Source organism: Streptomyces yerevanensis (assembly GCF_000716805.1).
GTDB classification, from domain to species: domain Bacteria; phylum Actinomycetota; class Actinomycetes; order Streptomycetales; family Streptomycetaceae; genus Streptomyces; species Streptomyces flaveus.
In genome coordinates, this window is the sequence record NZ_JNWJ01000055.1 from 1 (window position 1) to 16,132 (window position 16,132).

Here is a 16,132-nt window from a genome sequence, read left to right on the forward strand (position 1 = left end):
GGGTGGGGCGGGCCGGGGTGGGGCGGGCCGGGGTGGGGCGGGATTTGCCGGGGGTGGCCTTCGGGCCAGGCGGCCGGGCGGGGAGGGCCTGCGCGCGGCGGGCGCGGCGCAGCTGGCGGGTCGTCTTCTTCGGCCGGCGCACCGCGGTGACGGTGCCCTCCACCACGGTGCGGATGGTCCGGGTACCGGTGGTGCGGTCGGTGGTGGTGTGGGTCTGGGCGAGCAGGCCGCGGGAGACGATCCGGCGGGCGGCGGCCTGGTCCCGGTCCAGCGACAGCCCGCACCCTGCACAATGGGCCCAGGCCCAGCCGCGCACGTGGAGCCGGTCCGGGGCGGGGTGGTGGCCCAGCGGGCCCAGGCATTGCGGGCAGCGGGCGGAGGTGCCCCTTGCGGGGACGGTGACCACCGCGATGCCCGCCTTGGCGGCCAGATGCCTCATCGCCTCGGCGAGGGTGCCGCGCACCTGCCCGGACAGCCGGGCGTTGCCTTTGCGTTTGCCGCGCGCCTCCAGGGTGGCCAGGTCCTCCAGGTAGATGACGGTGGCGCCGAGTGCGACGCTCTGGTCGACGGCCCAGCGGGCCGCCGACCAGGCCAGCGCCTGGTTCAGGTGGCGGATGCGGGCACACACCCGCTCATGCTCCACCTCCAGCACCGCGGCCCGGTCAAGGAGCCGCCCCCAGGCCAGGTGGGGGGCACCGAGGCCGTCCGCGAGCGCCCGGTAGTGGTCGCGTCGGGTGGCGAGGTGTTCGCGGTGGGTGCGCAGCCGGTGCAGTTTCGCGCTGATCGCGGTGGCGTCGAAGAGCAGAGGGCGGCCGTCGGTGACCACCCGCGCCTGCCCGGCCCGGCCGGTCAGGCGGCCCACCGTGCCGGTGAGCAGGGTGTTCACACCCCAGTCGAAGCCCACCGCCACGGTGTGCCCGGCGGCCGGGGTCGCGGCCACCGGCGTCGAGTGCGGCAGGTCCACCGCGATCCGGCCGCTCCGGGTGGGGCGCAGGGTCGGGGTATGCAGGACCGCCTCCGGCGCGACGGTGGCGGGCAGCCGCAGGTCGAGCACGTGCCAGGCCCAGTCCCGTCCCGAGCCGGGAGCCGCGCACAGCGGAAGCTTCACCTGCAGCCGGGCCAGCCCCGCATCCATCCGCTCCAGGGTGACCTGCTGGCGGTCCATCGCGGCAAGGAGTACCTGCGCGGCGATCTCGGGCGGCTCCTCCAGCTCACACAACCCGGCGGGCAGGCGCCCGTGCTCGGCCACATACGCACGCACCTGCCGGGTGCGGTTGCGGATCTCCGCACTGCTGACCCCGGTCGGCAGCAGCGCCCGCAACGCGGCCCACTCCGCCCCGGTACGCCGGAAAGGATCGGCGGGCCAGGTCGCCAGGACGGCCGCCAGCAGGGCGCGCCGGTGCAGCGCCAGCCGCAGGGTGCGCGCCGCATACTCCTCGGCCGCCCGCCGCACCCGGTCCGACACGTACACCCCCTCGACAGGCGTGGTGGCCGCCGCCCAGCCCAGGCGGCGCATCGCCATCCACCCTTTGGAGGGCAGCTTCTCACCCTGCTCGTCGACCCCGGCGGCCAGCACCTTCAGCGAGGCCTCGTCCCACCGGGAAGCCACCAGCGCGGAGGTCAGCTCGCGGCTCAACTGGGCCAGAAACCCCACCCGTTCATACAGCAGGGCTCGGCCGACATGCTCGCCGCTGGCCTCGACCATGCCACCGAAGGCGGTACACGGCGCCGTCGCTATCAACCGGCCCACGCCCACCACCCCCTGCCCGGTCCCGAATCGGGGGCACATCCGTGCACCCGATCGGCCTAACGACCGACCCCCGCACAAAGACACACACCCGGCCGGCACCGCCCGAATCGCACAGGAAAACGCAGGAAAACGCAGGAAAACCGCCAACAGTTGAAGACTCTTGCCTTCGCCCTCACCCGAGCGGTGGGCCGGCGCGCCGCCGGCATGCCCGAGCTGCAGGAATTCCTGTGGCAGGCGATCCGTTACGGCGCTGACACGAACGCACCCGAGGCGGTCCGCCTGTGGCTGGGGCCGCCCGCGACCCGGAGCGAGCGCGCGGCCCGGATCCTCGCGCTGGAACCGTCCGCCGGTGAGCTGGAACCGGTCCAGGCGATCGTCACCCGGTGCCGTACGGACCTGCTCGACCCGCTGCTGGCCGACACCCCGCCGTACGGCCGCTTCCTGACCAAGGGCAGCCCTTGGTCCGTATGGGTGGACCGGAACATCCGGCGCTGGGTGCCGCGTCAACAGCAGGCGGTGGCCCGGCAGTTGGCGGCCCTCGCCGAGGACGACGGGCTCTGGCAGGGGTTGCGAGCCGAAGCGATCGAGCAGAGTGCGCTCGTGCCAGGCATCGGAGCCGATCTCGTACGACGCTGGACCGCCTCCGAGGACGTCGTCCTCGCCGAGGCGGCCCTGGCCGCCCTCGCCCGCACCGACCGGCCTGCCGAAGCGCTGCCCGAACTGCTCGCGCACGCGGACAGCGAGCACGCGCGCGTGGCGGTGTACGCGGCCACGCAGGCGTCCCGGTACGCGGCGTCGTCCCTCCTCGCCGAGCAACTCCGCGCCATGCTGCTCGGACCGGACGTCAAGGTGACCAGCCGCAAGGAGGCCGCCCGCCTGGCCGCCGTACGCATCCCGGTGCCGCGGGCGGCTCAGCTGCTCACGGAGGCGTACGCACGACCGGGCACCCATCGCGACGTACGCGCCGCCTGCGTCGCCTTCGCGGGCCCGCTGCTCGCCGAGGAAGCGGTGTGGGGGCTGCTGGGCGATGCCGCGGGCGCGGAACCCGTCCTGCGCACGGCTGTTCTGCGCGTCTCGCCGCTGGACCTCTCCGAGCCGCACCGCGAGCGGTACGCCCGCCTGGTGCGCGACGTCTGCGACACCGACGACCCGGAGACGGCGACCGTGGCCTTCGACGTGCTGGCCCGCTGGGCGCCGTGGTCGCCGGACGCGCCGACGGTGCTGGCCGACGCCACCGCGAACCTGGCCGAGCGCGTCTCCTGGCACGCCGCCGCGAACGGCCTCGTGACGGCCGCGGCGGGATCGGAGCGGGGCGGCGAGGGTCTGCTACGGGCGTTGCGGGCGCTGGCGGAGTCGGAGGGCGCGCCTCCGGCCGTGGAGGCCCTGCACGACGCCGAGGAACGTCGCGACCGCCCCGCCCGCCGCCGTATCGAGCGCCTTGTCCTCCGGCTCAGCCTTGATGGCAGAACCGCCCCGCGGCCCATCCGCCCCGCCGCTCTCGCCGCGAGCGAACTCCTCGCGGGATACGACGACTTCGTTCCGCAGGCCACCGAAATCGCCGCGTTCCACCTGGACCTGGACGCGGACCTGGAGCGGCTGGACCGTCTCGCCGCCCTCACCGAGAGCCGCCCGGCGCTCGCGGCCCGCATGGCACAGGAAGTCGGCGACCGGTTGCGCCACCAGGTGCATGAGGGCGACCCCGAGGCCCTGCTGCACGTGGCCCGCCGCCTGACCGCCCACGGTGGCCACGCCCAGGGTCTGCTCGCCGTGGCCCTCACCGGCGCCCTCGGTAGCCGCACGGCCTGGCCGGCCCCCTGGCGCGAACACCTCAGACTGCTACGCCGTCACGCACTGCCCGACGTACGCGACGCGGCACTGGCGGTGGTCACGGCGCACGAATAGGCGCCCGGCGGTTGGGCCGGGCGCCTGCGGGGCTCGTACGGGCTGCTTACGCCTGGGCGGCGCGCGCCGCCATCCTGGCCTTACGGGCCGCCAGCTTCTCGTCGAACTTGGACGCCTCCGCGTCCAGGCCGCCCATGTACAGGCCGATTTCCTCCTGCGCCTTGAGGCCCTCCGGGCCGAGACCGTCGATCTCCAGGACCCTCAGGAAGCGCAGCACGGGCTGGATGACGTCGTCGTGGTGGATGCGCATGTTGTAGACCTCGCCGATCGCCATCTGCGCGGCGGCCCGCTCGAAGCCGGGCATGCCGTGACCGGGCATGCGGAAGTTCACGATCACGTCGCGCACCGCCTGCATCGTCAGGTCGGGCGCGAGGTCGAAGGCCGCCTTCAGCAGATTGCGGTAGAAGACCATGTGGAGGTTCTCGTCGGTCGCGATGCGCGCCAGCATGCGGTCGCAGACCGGGTCACCCGACTGGTGGCCGGTGTTGCGGTGCGAGACGCGGGTCGCCAGCTCCTGGAAGGCGACGTAGGCCACCGAGTGCAGCATCGAGTGGCGGTTGTCCGACTCGAAGCCCTCGCTCATGTGGGCCATGCGGAACTGCTCCAGCTTGTCCGGGTCCACTGCGCGCGAGGTGAGCAGGTAGTCCCGCATCACGATGCCGTGCCGGCCCTCCTCGGCCGTCCAGCGGTGCACCCAGGTGCCCCAGGCGCCATCGCGGCCGAAGAGGCTGGCGATCTCGTGGTGGTAGCTGGGGAGGTTGTCCTCGGTGAGCAGGTTCACCACCAGCGCGATACGGCCGATCTCGGTGACCTTGGACTGCTCCTTCTCCCAGGCCTCGCCGTCCTCGAAGATGCCCGGGAAGTTCCGGCCGTCGCTGAACGGCACGTACTCGTGCGGCATCCAGTCCTTGGCGACCTTCAGATGCCGGTTGAGCTCCTGCTCGACAACTTCCTCCAGCGCGTACAGCAGACGAGCGTCGGTCCAGGCGGAGGACGGGCTGCCGAGGTGAGGGGAAGTGATCGTCATGGGTGCTCCAGGGGGACGTACGAGCAAAGGGCACGAACCTACGGCATCGTAGGCTACGAAACCGTAGGTTACGACACCGTAGGTTAAGTGCGCTATAAGGGGCCGTCACATGGGTGAACGGCCCCTGAACAGCGGGATCTTCGACTGCAAGCCTGCCTCACACGGACCCGCAGGTCCCCGGCGGGGTGGGCGCCCCGGCAGGCCGGTCAGGCATAGAGCTCCCGTAGCCGGACCGAGAGGCATGTCACACAGCCCTCGAGCTTCTCGAACTCGCTGATGTCCACGAGGACCGGTTCATGACCGAGATCGGCGAACAACTCGGCGGTCTTGGGAGCGCTCGCCGCCATCAGCAGCTTCCCGCCGCCCAGGAGCACGACATGCGAACCGGACTCCTCCGGCACCGACAGGAAGCGCGGGAACAGCGAAGGCGTGTCCACCAGCGGCCCGTGCCCGACAACCGTGCCGTCCGGCAGCGCGGTGACCGCCGACTTCAGATGCAGCACCTTGCTCACTGGTACGGCGACCACACGGGCGCCGAGCGGTTCGAAGGTGGCCCGCAGCTGCTGGATGCCCGCCGCGTTGGTGCGCCCGCCGCGTCCCACGTACACGGTGTCGCCGATCTTCAGGACGTCGCCGCCCTCGAGTGTGCCCGGCTCCCACACCCAGTTCACCGAGCAGCCGAGCCGGGCCACGGCCTCCTCGACCCCGGCGGTCTCCTCACGCCGCGACTCGGCGCCCGGGCGCGCGATGAGCGCCACGTTACGGAAGACGACCACAGTGTCCTCCACGAACACCGAGTCGGGACAGTCGTCCTCGGGCTCCACCTCGATGGTCTCCCAGCCGTGCGCGCCCAGCACCTCGACGTACGCCTCCCACTGCCGTATCGCGAGCTCGGCGTCGACCGGTTCCCGCTCGATGTACGTGACCAGTCCTTCGGCCAGTCGGGGGCTGGGTCGGCGGATGAGGGCCTTCTGGCTGGGCACGCGCGGATCTCCGAATCGAAGGGGTTCGCAGGGGTGTATCCGCACATCATGCAGCCCGTTCCCCGCCCGGCGACAGCCCTCATGGTCAGCGCTTGGGCGCCCGGGCCCGCATACCCCTGCGTCTCAGCCCATGCCGACCACCCGCCGCAGATGTTCGGCCGTGAACGACTCCTCCGCGTCGAGCAGCCGGCGCGGCGGTCCTTCGAAGATCACCTGGCCGCCGTCCTTGCCTCCGTCCGGCCCGAGGTCGATGACCCAGTCGGCGTGCGCCACGACGTCCAGGTTGTGCTCGACCACCAGGACGGTGTTGCCGGTGTCGACCAGCCGGTCGAGGAGGGCGAGCAGTCCGTCGACGTCGGACATGTGCAGCCCGGTCGTCGGCTCGTCCAGTACGTACACGGCGCCCGTTCGATGCAACCGGGTCGCCAGTTTGATCCGCTGCCGCTCCCCACCGGAGAGCGTGGACAGAGGCTGACCCAGCGTCAGGTACGTGAGTCCGACGTCCCGCAGGGCGCGCAGGCGGCGGCGTACGCCCGTGTCCGTGAAGAACTCCAGCGCCTGATCGGCCGTCATCTCCAGTACGTCGACGATGGAGTTGCCGCCCACGGTCAGCCGCAGCACCTCGTCCTTGAAGCGCCGGCCCTCGCAGTCGGGGCAGGTCGTGGTCACCGGGTCCATGAACGCGAGATCCGTGTAGCTGACCCCGCGCCCCTGACAAGTCCCGCACGCGCCTTCCGAGTTGAAGCTGAACAACCCCGGCTCGGTTCCCGTCTCCCGCGCGAAGATCTTCCGTACGGTGTCCATGATGCCGACGTACGTCGCCGGGGTGGACCGCGCCGAGATGCCGATGGACGACTGGTCGACGACGACCGCGTCCGGGTGGGCGGCCGTGAACGCCTGGGAGACGAGCGTGCTCTTGCCGGAGCCCGCGACACCGGTCACCACGGTCAGCACACCGGTGGGGAACTCCACCGTGACGTCCCGCAGGTTGTGCAGATCCGCGCCCTTCACCCACAGCCCGCCGGTGGCCTGCCGGGTCCGCTCCTTGAGCTGGGTGCGGCGGCGCAGACAGCGGCCCGTGAGGGTGTCGGCCGCGGCCAGAGCGCGCGGCGTTCCCTCGAACACCACCCGCCCGCCGTCGGCCCCCGCGCCGGGCCCCAGGTCGACGACATGGTCGGCGAGGGCGATGACGTCCGGGTCGTGCTCGACGACCAGCACGGTGTTCCCCCTGTCGCGCAGTCGCAGCAGCAGATCGCCGAGGCGCCCCACATCGCGCGGGTGCAGCCCGACGCTCGGTTCGTCGAAGATGTACGTCATCCCGGTCAGGCTCGATCCGAGATGCCGCACCGTCTTCAGCCGCTGGCCCTCTCCACCGGACAGCGTGGCGGTCTCCCGGTCGAGGCTGAGGTAGCCGAGCCCGATCGCCTCGATCCGCTCGAGCGAGGCCACGGCCGCGCCCGCGATCGGCCCGGCGACGGGGTCGACGGATTCGTCGATGTTCTTCAGTACCGCGATCAGGTCGCTGACCTGCATCCGGGTGCAGTCGGCGATGGACAGTCCGCCGACGCGGGTGGCGAGCGCCGCCGCGTTCAGCCGTGCCCCGTGGCACACCGGGCAGGTGTCCTCCGTCAGAAAACCCTGCACCTGGTCGCGGGTCTTCTGGCTGAGCGCCGACAGGTCCCGCTTGAGGTACAGCCGCTCGAAACGGTCGGCGAGCCCTTCGTAGTCGGTGTTCCAGGTGCCGCCGGAGCCACTGATGGTGACTTTGCTGTCGGGACGCCCGCGCAGCAGGAACTCCCGCTCGGCGGCGGTGAATCGGCGTACCGGCTTGTGTGGGTCCAGCTCGGTGGTGTTCGTGTACGCCTGCCCCTGCCAGGTCCCCGCGGCGAACGGCGGGAAGCGGATCGCGCCGTCCGCGAGCGAGCGGTCCGGGTCCAGGATGCGGTCCCAGTCGGGCCGGACCGTGCGCCCGAGGCCGTCGCACTCGGGGCACATGCCCGAGGGATCGTTGAACGAGTACGCGGTCGCCGGACCCGCGCTCGGTGTGCCGTACCGCGAGAACAGCACGCGGATCACCGAGTAGACGTCCGTCATCGTGCCCACGGTGGACCGGGAGTGACCGCCGACCGGCCGCTGGTCGACGACGATCGCCGGTGAGAGATCGTCGATGGCCTCAGCGTGCGGCCGCTCGTACTTCGGCAGCCGGTTGCGGATGAACCAGGTGAAGGTCTCGTTCAGCTGGCGCTGCGACTCGACCGCGATCGTGTCGAAGACGACGGACGACTTCCCCGATCCCGAAACGCCGGTGAAGACGGTCAGCCGGCCTTTCGGGATACGGAGAGTGACGTCGCGGAGGTTGTTCTCCCGGGCTCCTTTGACCTGGATGAACTGATGATGAGTACCGGTGGTCAGTTGGCTCATACCGGCGAAGCTAGCCGGGATACCCGACAGCTTCTGGCGTGATTTCCTTGAGTTCTCCTTCCAGCAGCAGCCAGCGTGTGATCCCGATCGACTCCAGGAACGGCACGTCGTGGCTGGCCACGATCAGCGCGCCCTCGTACGACTCCAGGGCCGAGGTCAGCTGCCGCACGCTCGCCATGTCGAGGTTGTTCGTCGGCTCGTCGAGCATCAGCAGCTGGGGTGCGGGCTCGGCCAGGATCAGGGCGGCCAGCGTCGCCCGGAAGCGTTCGCCGCCGGAGAGCGTCGCGGCGCGCTGGTCGGCGCGGGCGCCCTTGAACAGGAAGCGGGCGAGGCGGGCCCGGATCCGGTTGTTGGTGGCGCTCGGCGCGAAGCGCGCCACGTTCTCGGCGACGGTCAGGTCGTCGTCCAGTACGTCGAGGCGCTGCGGCAGGAAACGTAGGGGTACGTGGGCCTGAGCCTCCCCGGAGGCCGCGTCGAGTTCCCCGGCGATCGTCCGCAGCAGCGTCGTCTTGCCCGCGCCGTTGCGTCCGATCAGCGCGATCCGCTCGGGGCCGCGGAGGTCGAAGCCGCCGGCCACGCGGGCGCCGTACCTCAACTCCAGGTCCAAGAGCGTGAGTACGGTGCGGCCGGGCGGCACGGCCGTGTACGGGAGCTCTACGCGGATCTCGTCTTCGTCCCGTACGGCGTCGACCGCCTCGTCGAGGCGTTCCTTGGCCTCGGCGAGCTTGTCCTCGTGCATGATGCGGTGCTTGCCGGCGGACACCTGAGCCGAGCGGCTCTTCAGTTTCATCACGGCCCGGGGTTCGCGCTTGGTGTCGTACATCTTCTGCGCGTACCTCTTGCGACGCGCCAACTTGACCTGGGCGTCGACCAGTTCGCGCTTCTGCTTCTTCATGTCGGCCTCGGCGACGCGCACCATGCGCTCGGCCGCCTCCTGCTCGGTGGCGAGCGCCTCCTCGTACGCGGAGAAGTTGCCTCCGTACCAGGTGACCTCACCGGAGTGAAGATCCGCGATCTGGTCGACCAGTTCGAGGAGTTCACGGTCGTGGCTGACCACGACCATCACTCCCGACCAGGCCTCGACCGCCGCGTACAGACGCCGACGCGCGTACAGGTCGAGGTTGTTGGTGGGCTCGTCCAGCAGGAGTACGTCGGGCCGGCGCAGGAGCAGCGCGGCCAGGCGCAGCAGGACGGACTCGCCGCCCGAGACCTCGCCGATCGTGCGGTCCAACTCGATGTGGTCCAGGCCGAGTTCGCCGAGTGTCGCGACAGCGCGTTCCTCGACGTCCCAGTCGTCGCCGACGACGTCGAAGTGGTGCTCGGCGACGTCGCCCGCCTCGATGGCGTGCAGCGCGGCGCGCTTGGCGGCGATGTCGAGCGCCTCGTCGACGCGCAGTGAGGTGTCGAGGGTGACGTTCTGCGGCAGGTAGCCGACCTCGCCCGCCACCCGGACGGTGCCGTCGGTCGGTGTGAGCTGTCCGGCGATCAGCTTCAACAGGGTTGATTTTCCTGATCCGTTGACGCCGACGAGCCCGGTTCTGCCGGGTCCGAAGGCCACCTGCAGATCGTCGAAGACGGTGCTGCCGTCCGGCCAGGCGAAGCGGAGGGAGGTGCAGGTGATGGCGGTGGGGGAGGTTGACATGGGGCCTCGCGGTTGCTTGATGCGGTCAGGGCAACGCGTATCGAGACACCGGCAGGCACCGGGCAGGGCACCGGGGCGGCGACGACGGCCGAAAAGACGGGCAGGAGTCCTGGAGGTCCGGGGGAAGGTCCCGCTCCGGAGGACGGCTCGTATGCCGAGGTCGCACGCGGCGCACACACGCAGACAGGTGTGGCGCGGTGTCTCAGGACCTCAGACGAGCAACGTCCTTCTCCAATCAACGGCAACAGAACCGCTGTACACCGTAGGAGGGGGCTCGGTTCGTGTCAACGAATTAACGGAGCCGAGCCGTGCACACGCTCGTCCGCCGCGTCGCGCGGGAGCTGCTGGACGCGGGGACGAGGGATCAGCCGGCGTCCCGCAGCAGTTCGGCGAGGGCGTGGTCCAGGTCCTGGTGCTCCAGGCCGACGGGCACCAGCTCCGCCGTGCTCTGAAGGAAGCGCCGTACTTCGCCCGCGCGGACGTGGATCACAGCGGTGCCCTCGGGAGCGTGGAACTCCAGGACGAGGCGGTCGTATCCGTACGGCCGGACCCGTACGTCGCCGTCACCCACCGGCTCCTCCAGACCCGAGACGAGCAGCTCGCGGGCGAAGGTCCAGCACACGTCCACGCCTTCGAGGGTGGCCGGGGCCGGGAAGGTCATACGGACGGCGAACGGCTCACGAGGGTCGTAGTGGAGCGCCGCGGGAATGCTCGGCATCCGCGGCGCGGCGGCGACGAGGCGGGCCTCGACAGGCTGCTCGATGACAGTGGACAACGCCTGCTCCCTTGTGACGGCTTGACGAACGGTGCACGGATGACGCCGGTCACTTGAAGAGACGACAGAATCAGCCATTCCGTGCTCACGAAGACGCATTAAGTTCGAGTGACCTGTGTCACCGCCTTCAATCACCGAAGTGGCCACCGTTGTCATTTGGGGCATCTGGACGCCACCGGGGTAGTGGGCTAGCTTCGCCCGCCATGAGGGGCTTGGGGAAAACGCGACCGAAGAGATTCATGAGGCGACTGCTGGCAGCGGGGGTGTGCGGGGCCGCGCTCGCCGCCGTACTCACGGCGCCCGCACAGGCAGAAGAACCGGACCGGCAGGCTCCGCACTGGGAACTCAAGGACACCGGCACCGACGTACGCTTCCGCGGGCTCTCCGCCGTCAGCCGGAACACCGCCTGGCTGGCCGGATCGCAGGGCACCGTGCTGCGCACCTCCGACGGCGGCGCGAGCTGGCGGAATGTATCGCCGCCCGGCGCCGCCGAGTTGGAGTTCCGCGACATCGAGGCATTCGACAGCCGACGTGCCGTGGTCCTGGCCATCGGCGAGGGCGAGGCCTCCCGGATCTTCCGCACCGACGACGGCGGCGAGAACTGGACCGAGTCCTTCCGCAACACCGACGCGAAGGCTTTCTACGACTGTGTCACCTTCTTCGACCGGCGTCACGGCCTGGCGATGAGCGACCCCGTGGACGGCAAGTTCCGGATCCTGTCGACCAGCGACGGCGGACGCTCCTGGAAGGTGCTGCCCAGCGACGGGATGCCCGCGGCGCAGGAGGGCGAGGCGGGCTTCGCGGCCAGTGGGCAGTGCCTGGTCAGTTCGGGGCCGCGCGATGTATGGCTGGCCACGGGCGGGGCCGCACGCGCGCGCGTGCTGCACTCCTCCGACCGCGGCCTGACCTGGAGGGCCGCCGACACCCCGATTCCCGCGGGCGACCCGGCGCGCGGAGTCTTCGCCCTCGCTTTCCGCGACCGTACGCACGGCATCGCGGTCGGCGGCGACTACCGCGCGGACCAGGCGTCACCGCAGGCCGCCGCCGTCAGCGGCAACGCCGGCCGCACCTGGACACCCGCCGCGCAGCCGCCGCCCGCCTACCGCTCCGGCGTCACCTGGCTCCCGCACAGCCGCTCGACCGCCCTCGCCGTCGGCCCCACCGGAACCGACCTCACCACGGACGGCGGCCGGACCTGGCGCACCCTGGACACGGGCTCGTACGACACCGTCGACTGCACCCCTGACCTGGGCTGCTGGGCGTCCGGCGAGAAGGGCCGGGTGGCCCGCCTCGAGCGCTGATGCGAGCGGGCGCGGGCCGTGCTTGGCTTGGACAGGGGCGGCTTCCAGCAGTCTTCTAGCAGCAAGGAGTCCGGCCATGGCACGTGGCTCGAGTTCCAAGCGGGAACGCCAGCAGGAACACATCAGGGAAAGCGAACGCGAACGCGGCGCGAGCGAGCGGCGCGCCGAGGAGATCGCCTCCCGGACCACCGACAAGGAACGCGCTCAGCGCGGCGAGTCGAAGACCACGAGCCGTACGTCCGCCCAGGACACCTCGGCCGGACGTCGCGGCAGCCGTGAGTCCCGCGGAGGGGCCACGTACGACCAGCTCTACGAGGAGGCGAAGAGCCGCAACATCGAGGGCCGCTCCAAGATGAACAAGGAAGAGCTGTCCCGGGCCCTCGGCCGCTGAACGCCGTGCTCGTCTGAACGCCGTCCTCGTCGCCCGGCCGCGTACGCTCGATTGCACCATGACGACCGTACGCATCCCGGCGGGCTGGCCCGCCACCGAAGAGCAAGCCCGCGCCGTGCAGGACGAGTTGCGCGGTCGCGTCGCACTCGACGAGCCGGGGCCGCCGCCGGGCACCGGCCGGGTGACGGGGGTGGACGTGGCGTACGACGACGAGCGTGACGTCGTCGTGGCCGCGGCCGTCGTCCTGGAGGCGGCGACTCTCGATGTCGTGGCCGAGTCCACGGCCGTGGGGCGGGTGCCCTTCCCCTATGTCCCCGGGCTGCTCGCCTTCCGCGAGCTCCCGGCCGTCCTGGCCGCCCTCGACGCCCTGCCCTGCGAGCCGGGCCTCGTCGTCTGCGACGGCTACGGTCTCGCCCACCCCCGCCGCTTCGGACTGGCCGCCCATCTCGGCGTCCTCACGGGCCTGTCGGCGATCGGCGTCGCCAAGAACCCGTTCACCTTCGCGTACGAGGAGCCGGACGCCCCGCGCGGATCCTCGTCCCCGCTGCTCGCGGGCGAGGAGGAGGTCGGCCGGGCGCTGCGTACCCAGCAGGGCGTCAAGCCGGTCTTCGTCTCGGTCGGCCACCGGGTGAGCCTGGACAACGCCTGCGCCCACACGCTGCGACTCGCGCCGCGCTTCCGCCTCCCGGAGACGACCCGCCGCGCGGACGCGCTGTGCCGCAAGGCCCTGAAGGCGACTGAGTACGTCGTCTGAGTACTTGTTCTGAGTACTTGTACGGATGCCGGGGCCCCGTCGCGCTCGGCAGGCTGGCCCGCATGACGACACACCGCGCCACGAAGCCCACCGCCACTCCCAGCCAGCCCGTCGAGCGCGCCCTGATGGCGGGCCTGATCCTCGCGGTCCTCGCCGGGGTCGGCTGGATAGTGGGGATGATCTACACGGTCATGGGCTGGTAGGTCAGCTAGCGGGAAGCCGCGACCCGGAAGCTGATCCCCGCCTCCCGCAGGCGCTCGATGAGCCGGTCGCCCATCGCCACCGCGGTGGTGACCTGGCCCGATACCGGGGGCAGTTCGTCGAAGGCCAGGCACAGGGCGGACTCGGCGAGCATCTTGGCGGTCTCGCCGTAACCGGGATCGCCGCCCGCGACCTCCGTGAAGACGCGGCGCCCGCCGCCCTCGCCCACGAACCGCACCGAGAACCAGCTCCTCGCCCGCTTCTCCTCGCTCGGCCCCTCCCCGGGCTTGAGCCGGTCCGACAGCCAGCGCCGGGCCGGCGGCAGCTGCGCCGCCGCGAAGGCCGCACCGGCCGCGGCCACCCCGCCCACCGCGAACGGCAGCCGCTTGGCCGCCGCGTAGTGCCGGTAGCGGAAGTCGGGCCCGTACCGCTCCAGGGCCCGGGCCGAACGCTGCACGATCTGCGCGTCGATCGTGGGCAGCGGCACCGCCCACGCCCCCACCTCCTTGGCATAGCGGGGCGCGCTCAGCGGTGCGTACGCCCGTCGGCCCGTCGGCCGTGGCTCGTGCCGCGCGCGGTCCCGCGCCGCGGCAGCCATCTGTGGCCCGCGCGAGAACTGGTTCAGGGCCGAGCCGAACGTACCGCCCGAGAACATCCCGTCGGCGCGTACGAACCCGTCAACGGTCAGTGGCACCCCTTCGGGCAGCTGACGGACCGTGAAGTACGCGCCCAGGTCGTGCGGAATGGAGTCGAAGCCGCATGCATGCACCAGCCGCGCGCCGGTCTCACGCGCGCGTGCGTCGTGCCGCACATACATGAGGTCCACGAACTCGGGCTCTCCGCAGAGGTCGACATAGTCGGTGCCGGCGTCCGCGCAGGCGGCGAGCAGTTCCTCGCCGTACGTCAGATACGGCCCGACGGTCGTGGCCACCACGCGCGCGTGGGCCGCGAGTTCGCGCAGGGAGGCCGGATCGGCTACGTCCGCCCGGAGCAGGGGCAGCTGAGCGCAGTCCGGGTCGATCGAGGCCAGCCGCTCGCGCAGCCTCTCCAGCTTCGCCATGTCGCGCGCCGCGATCGCCCAGCGCAGTCCCTTGGGCGTGTGCGCGGCGAGGTACTCCGCGGTGAGCCTTCCGACGAAACCCGTGGCCCCGAAGAGCACGACGTCATACGCCCGCTCCGTCCTGTTCTGGCTGCTCATGGCACCTCTCTGCCCTGCACCCCGCGCCGTTGTCGGTGGCTGAGGTTAGCGTGAAGTGCGAGGAGCCGAACCATGGCCCCGTGCGAGGAGCCGCACCAAGAACCGGAGGCAGCCGTGGCCGTGACCGAGAACGCCCTGAAGAAATGGGAGAAAGTGCGCGAGTTCGCCCTCGGACTGCCGGGCGCGACCGAGGAGTTTCCCTGGGGCGAGACCGTCGCGAAGGTCAACAAGAAGGTGTTCGTCTTCCTCGGTGTGACCGACGGCAGCCATCCCATGGGCATGACGGTGAAGCTCAAGGACGAGGCGGCGCACGCCCACGCGATGATCTCGCCGGGCGCCGAGCCCGCCGGGTACGGGCTCGGGAAGGCGGGCTGGGTGAGCATCCCGCTGGATGAGGAGGGCTCCCCGGACGCTGAGCTGCTGTGCGACTGGGTCGAGGAGAGTTACCGCACGATCGCTCCGAAGAAGCTCATAGCGGAGCTCGAGGCGCCCTGATTCCCTTGGCGGCGCCGGGCGTTGAGAATGATTGAGTGAAGTGGCTAAGCGCTTGCTCGCCAGAGTCTTGTGCGGCGTGGAACGCGTTCTTAGCATCACGGGTGTTACATCAGTAGTGTCACAGTGTTGGGGGCTTGATGACAGCGACAGGGACGGCAGGGCACGGCCCGCTCGCCGGGGTGCGCGTGGTCGAGCTGGCGGGTATCGGGCCCGGACCGTTCGCGGCCATGCTCCTCGCCGACCTGGGCGCCGACGTCGTCCGCGTGGACCGGCCCGGCGGCGCGGGCCTCGTCATCAACCCGGACTACGACATCACCAACCGCAACAAGCGCTCCGTGCTCGTCGACCTGAAGGCCGATGACGGCCCGGCCGGCGTCCTCGACCTGGTCGAACGCGCCGACATTCTCATCGAGGGCTACCGCCCGGGCGTCGCCGAGCGCCTCGGCGTCGGCCCCGAGACCTGCCACGCCCGCAACCCGAAGCTCGTCTACGGACGGATGACCGGCTGGGGCCAGCAGGGCCCGCTCGCCCAGCGCGCGGGCCACGACATCGCGTACATCGCGCTGACCGGCACCCTCGGCATGATCGGCGACCCGGACGCACCGCCCGCCGTCCCCGCGAACCTGCTCGGCGACTACGCGGGCGGCTCGCTCTATCTCGTCGTCGGCGTCCTCGCCGCCCTCCACCACGCCCGCTCGACCGGCACCGGACAGATCGTGGACGCGGCCATCGTCGACGGTTCCGCGAACCTGGCCGTGATGATCCACGGCATGCTGGCCGCCGGCCGCTGGCAGGACCGGCGCGGCGCCAACCTCCTCGACGGAGGCTGCCCGTACTACGGCACGTACGAGACGGCCGACAGCCAGTACATGGCGGTGGGCGCGCTCGAGAAGCAGTTCTACGCGGAGTTCGTGGATGTCCTCGGCATCCCGGAACACGCCTCGGCCCACAAGGACCCGGCGCGCTGGGGCGAGCTGCGCGAGGCGGTCGCGGCCCGCTTCAAGACCCGTACGCGCGAGGAGTGGACCGCGGTCTTCGAGGGCTCCGACGCGTGCGTGGCGCCGGTTCTCTCCCTGAGCGAGGCGCCGCACCACCCGCACCTCGCCGCCCGCGGCACCTTCACCGACCACGGCGGTATCACCCAGCCCGCCCCCGCCCCACGCTTCTCCGCCACCCACACCTCGATCCGCGGCGGGCCCGCGCAGCCGGGCGCCGACACCGAGGACGTGGCCCGCGACTGGGACGTACCCGGCCTCCTGAAGGGCGGCCCCGAATGAACCCGGATGAAGCGA

General features: G+C 71.2%; 14 protein-coding genes. 7 read left to right on the top strand and 7 right to left on the bottom strand.

Features of this window, described 5'->3' with window-relative positions:
* Positions 1–1,705 (bottom strand): zinc ribbon domain-containing protein (locus OP79_RS38290; protein ID WP_051745272.1); only part of this gene is annotated, 1,705 nt, incomplete at its 3' end.
* A 195-nt stretch (positions 1,706–1,900) separates the two neighbouring features.
* Here OP79_RS38290 and OP79_RS57410 point away from each other — a divergent pair.
* A complete protein-coding gene (locus tag OP79_RS57410) occupies positions 1,901–3,652 on the top strand; it encodes a hypothetical protein (RefSeq protein ID WP_051745274.1) in 1,752 nt (583 codons plus the stop codon).
* Positions 3,653–3,698: 46 nt separating this feature from the next.
* Here the strand turns inward: OP79_RS57410 and OP79_RS38300 are convergent, their stop codons facing one another.
* The 5 genes from OP79_RS38300 to ssgD form a co-directional block, all read right to left on the bottom strand.
* Positions 3,699–4,679 (bottom strand): acyl-ACP desaturase, encoded by a 981-nt coding sequence (locus OP79_RS38300; RefSeq protein WP_033327137.1) that lies wholly within the window; start codon positions 4,677–4,679, stop codon positions 3,699–3,701.
* Positions 4,680–4,885: 206 nt separating this feature from the next.
* The gene (gene ddaH / locus OP79_RS38305) at positions 4,886–5,662 is read right to left on the bottom strand and encodes a dimethylargininase (protein WP_033327139.1); all 777 of its coding nucleotides are present in this window, start codon (positions 5,660–5,662) and stop codon (positions 4,886–4,888) included.
* Between the two features lie 123 nt (positions 5,663–5,785).
* Positions 5,786–8,083, bottom strand: a complete 2,298-nt coding sequence (locus OP79_RS38310; RefSeq protein ID WP_033327140.1) for an ATP-binding cassette domain-containing protein — start codon at positions 8,081–8,083, stop codon at positions 5,786–5,788.
* A 10-nt stretch (positions 8,084–8,093) separates the two neighbouring features.
* The gene (locus OP79_RS38315; protein ID WP_033327142.1) at positions 8,094–9,725 is read right to left on the bottom strand and encodes an ABC-F family ATP-binding cassette domain-containing protein; all 1,632 of its coding nucleotides are present in this window, start codon (positions 9,723–9,725) and stop codon (positions 8,094–8,096) included.
* Positions 9,726–10,089: 364 nt separating this feature from the next.
* Positions 10,090–10,500: a spore wall synthesis regulator SsgD gene (gene ssgD, locus OP79_RS38320; protein ID WP_033327144.1), complete on the bottom strand. Its 411-nt coding sequence runs from the start codon at positions 10,498–10,500 to the stop codon at positions 10,090–10,092.
* Between the two features lie 239 nt (positions 10,501–10,739).
* Here ssgD and OP79_RS38325 point away from each other — a divergent pair, with 239 nt between their 5' ends.
* The 4 genes from OP79_RS38325 (at position 10,740) to mmpA (ending at position 13,149) form a co-directional block, all read left to right on the top strand.
* On the top strand, positions 10,740–11,801 hold the full coding sequence (locus tag OP79_RS38325; RefSeq protein WP_106972585.1) for a WD40/YVTN/BNR-like repeat-containing protein: 1,062 nt from the start codon (positions 10,740–10,742) through the stop codon (positions 11,799–11,801).
* Positions 11,802–11,877: 76 nt separating this feature from the next.
* The gene (locus OP79_RS38330; protein WP_033327146.1) at positions 11,878–12,192 is read left to right on the top strand and encodes a hypothetical protein; all 315 of its coding nucleotides are present in this window, start codon (positions 11,878–11,880) and stop codon (positions 12,190–12,192) included.
* 58 nt (positions 12,193–12,250) lie between these two features.
* Positions 12,251–12,946, top strand: coding sequence for an endonuclease V (locus OP79_RS38335; protein WP_033327148.1), 696 nt, complete (start codon positions 12,251–12,253; stop codon positions 12,944–12,946).
* A gap of 62 nt (positions 12,947–13,008) precedes the next feature.
* Positions 13,009–13,149 (top strand): morphogenic membrane protein MmpA, encoded by a 141-nt coding sequence (mmpA, locus tag OP79_RS56190; RefSeq protein WP_169786240.1) that lies wholly within the window; start codon positions 13,009–13,011, stop codon positions 13,147–13,149.
* A gap of 5 nt (positions 13,150–13,154) precedes the next feature.
* Here mmpA and OP79_RS38345 read toward each other — a convergent pair whose 3' ends face one another.
* Complete coding sequence (locus OP79_RS38345) at positions 13,155–14,345, bottom strand: saccharopine dehydrogenase family protein (protein ID WP_033327152.1); 1,191 nt, start codon at positions 14,343–14,345, stop codon at positions 13,155–13,157.
* 72 nt (positions 14,346–14,417) lie between these two features.
* On the opposite strand from OP79_RS38345, the gene OP79_RS38350 reads away from it, so the two are divergent.
* Positions 14,418–14,840: an MmcQ/YjbR family DNA-binding protein gene (locus OP79_RS38350; RefSeq protein WP_033327154.1), complete on the top strand. Its 423-nt coding sequence runs from the start codon at positions 14,418–14,420 to the stop codon at positions 14,838–14,840.
* Between the two features lie 137 nt (positions 14,841–14,977).
* The gene (locus tag OP79_RS38355; RefSeq protein ID WP_033327156.1) at positions 14,978–16,117 is read left to right on the top strand and encodes a CaiB/BaiF CoA transferase family protein; all 1,140 of its coding nucleotides are present in this window, start codon (positions 14,978–14,980) and stop codon (positions 16,115–16,117) included.
* The last annotated feature ends 15 nt before the right edge of the window (positions 16,118–16,132 follow it).

Coding starts and splice junctions, on each gene's coding strand:
- OP79_RS38300 (WP_033327137.1), bottom strand. CDS start 4,679: ATGACGATCACTTCCCCTCACCTCGGCAGCCCGTCCTCCGCCTGGACC.
- OP79_RS38310 (WP_033327140.1), bottom strand. CDS start 8,083: ATGAGCCAACTGACCACCGGTACTCATCATCAGTTCATCCAGGTCAAA.
- OP79_RS38315 (WP_033327142.1), bottom strand. CDS start 9,725: ATGTCAACCTCCCCCACCGCCATCACCTGCACCTCCCTCCGCTTCGCC.
- OP79_RS38325 (WP_106972585.1), top strand. CDS start 10,740: ATGAGGCGACTGCTGGCAGCGGGGGTGTGCGGGGCCGCGCTCGCCGCC.
- OP79_RS38330 (WP_033327146.1), top strand. CDS start 11,878: ATGGCACGTGGCTCGAGTTCCAAGCGGGAACGCCAGCAGGAACACATC.
- OP79_RS38335 (WP_033327148.1), top strand. CDS start 12,251: ATGACGACCGTACGCATCCCGGCGGGCTGGCCCGCCACCGAAGAGCAA.
- mmpA (WP_169786240.1), top strand. CDS start 13,009: ATGACGACACACCGCGCCACGAAGCCCACCGCCACTCCCAGCCAGCCC.
- OP79_RS38345 (WP_033327152.1), bottom strand. CDS start 14,345: ATGAGCAGCCAGAACAGGACGGAGCGGGCGTATGACGTCGTGCTCTTC.
- OP79_RS38350 (WP_033327154.1), top strand. CDS start 14,418: ATGGCCCCGTGCGAGGAGCCGCACCAAGAACCGGAGGCAGCCGTGGCC.
- OP79_RS38355 (WP_033327156.1), top strand. CDS start 14,978: ATGACAGCGACAGGGACGGCAGGGCACGGCCCGCTCGCCGGGGTGCGC.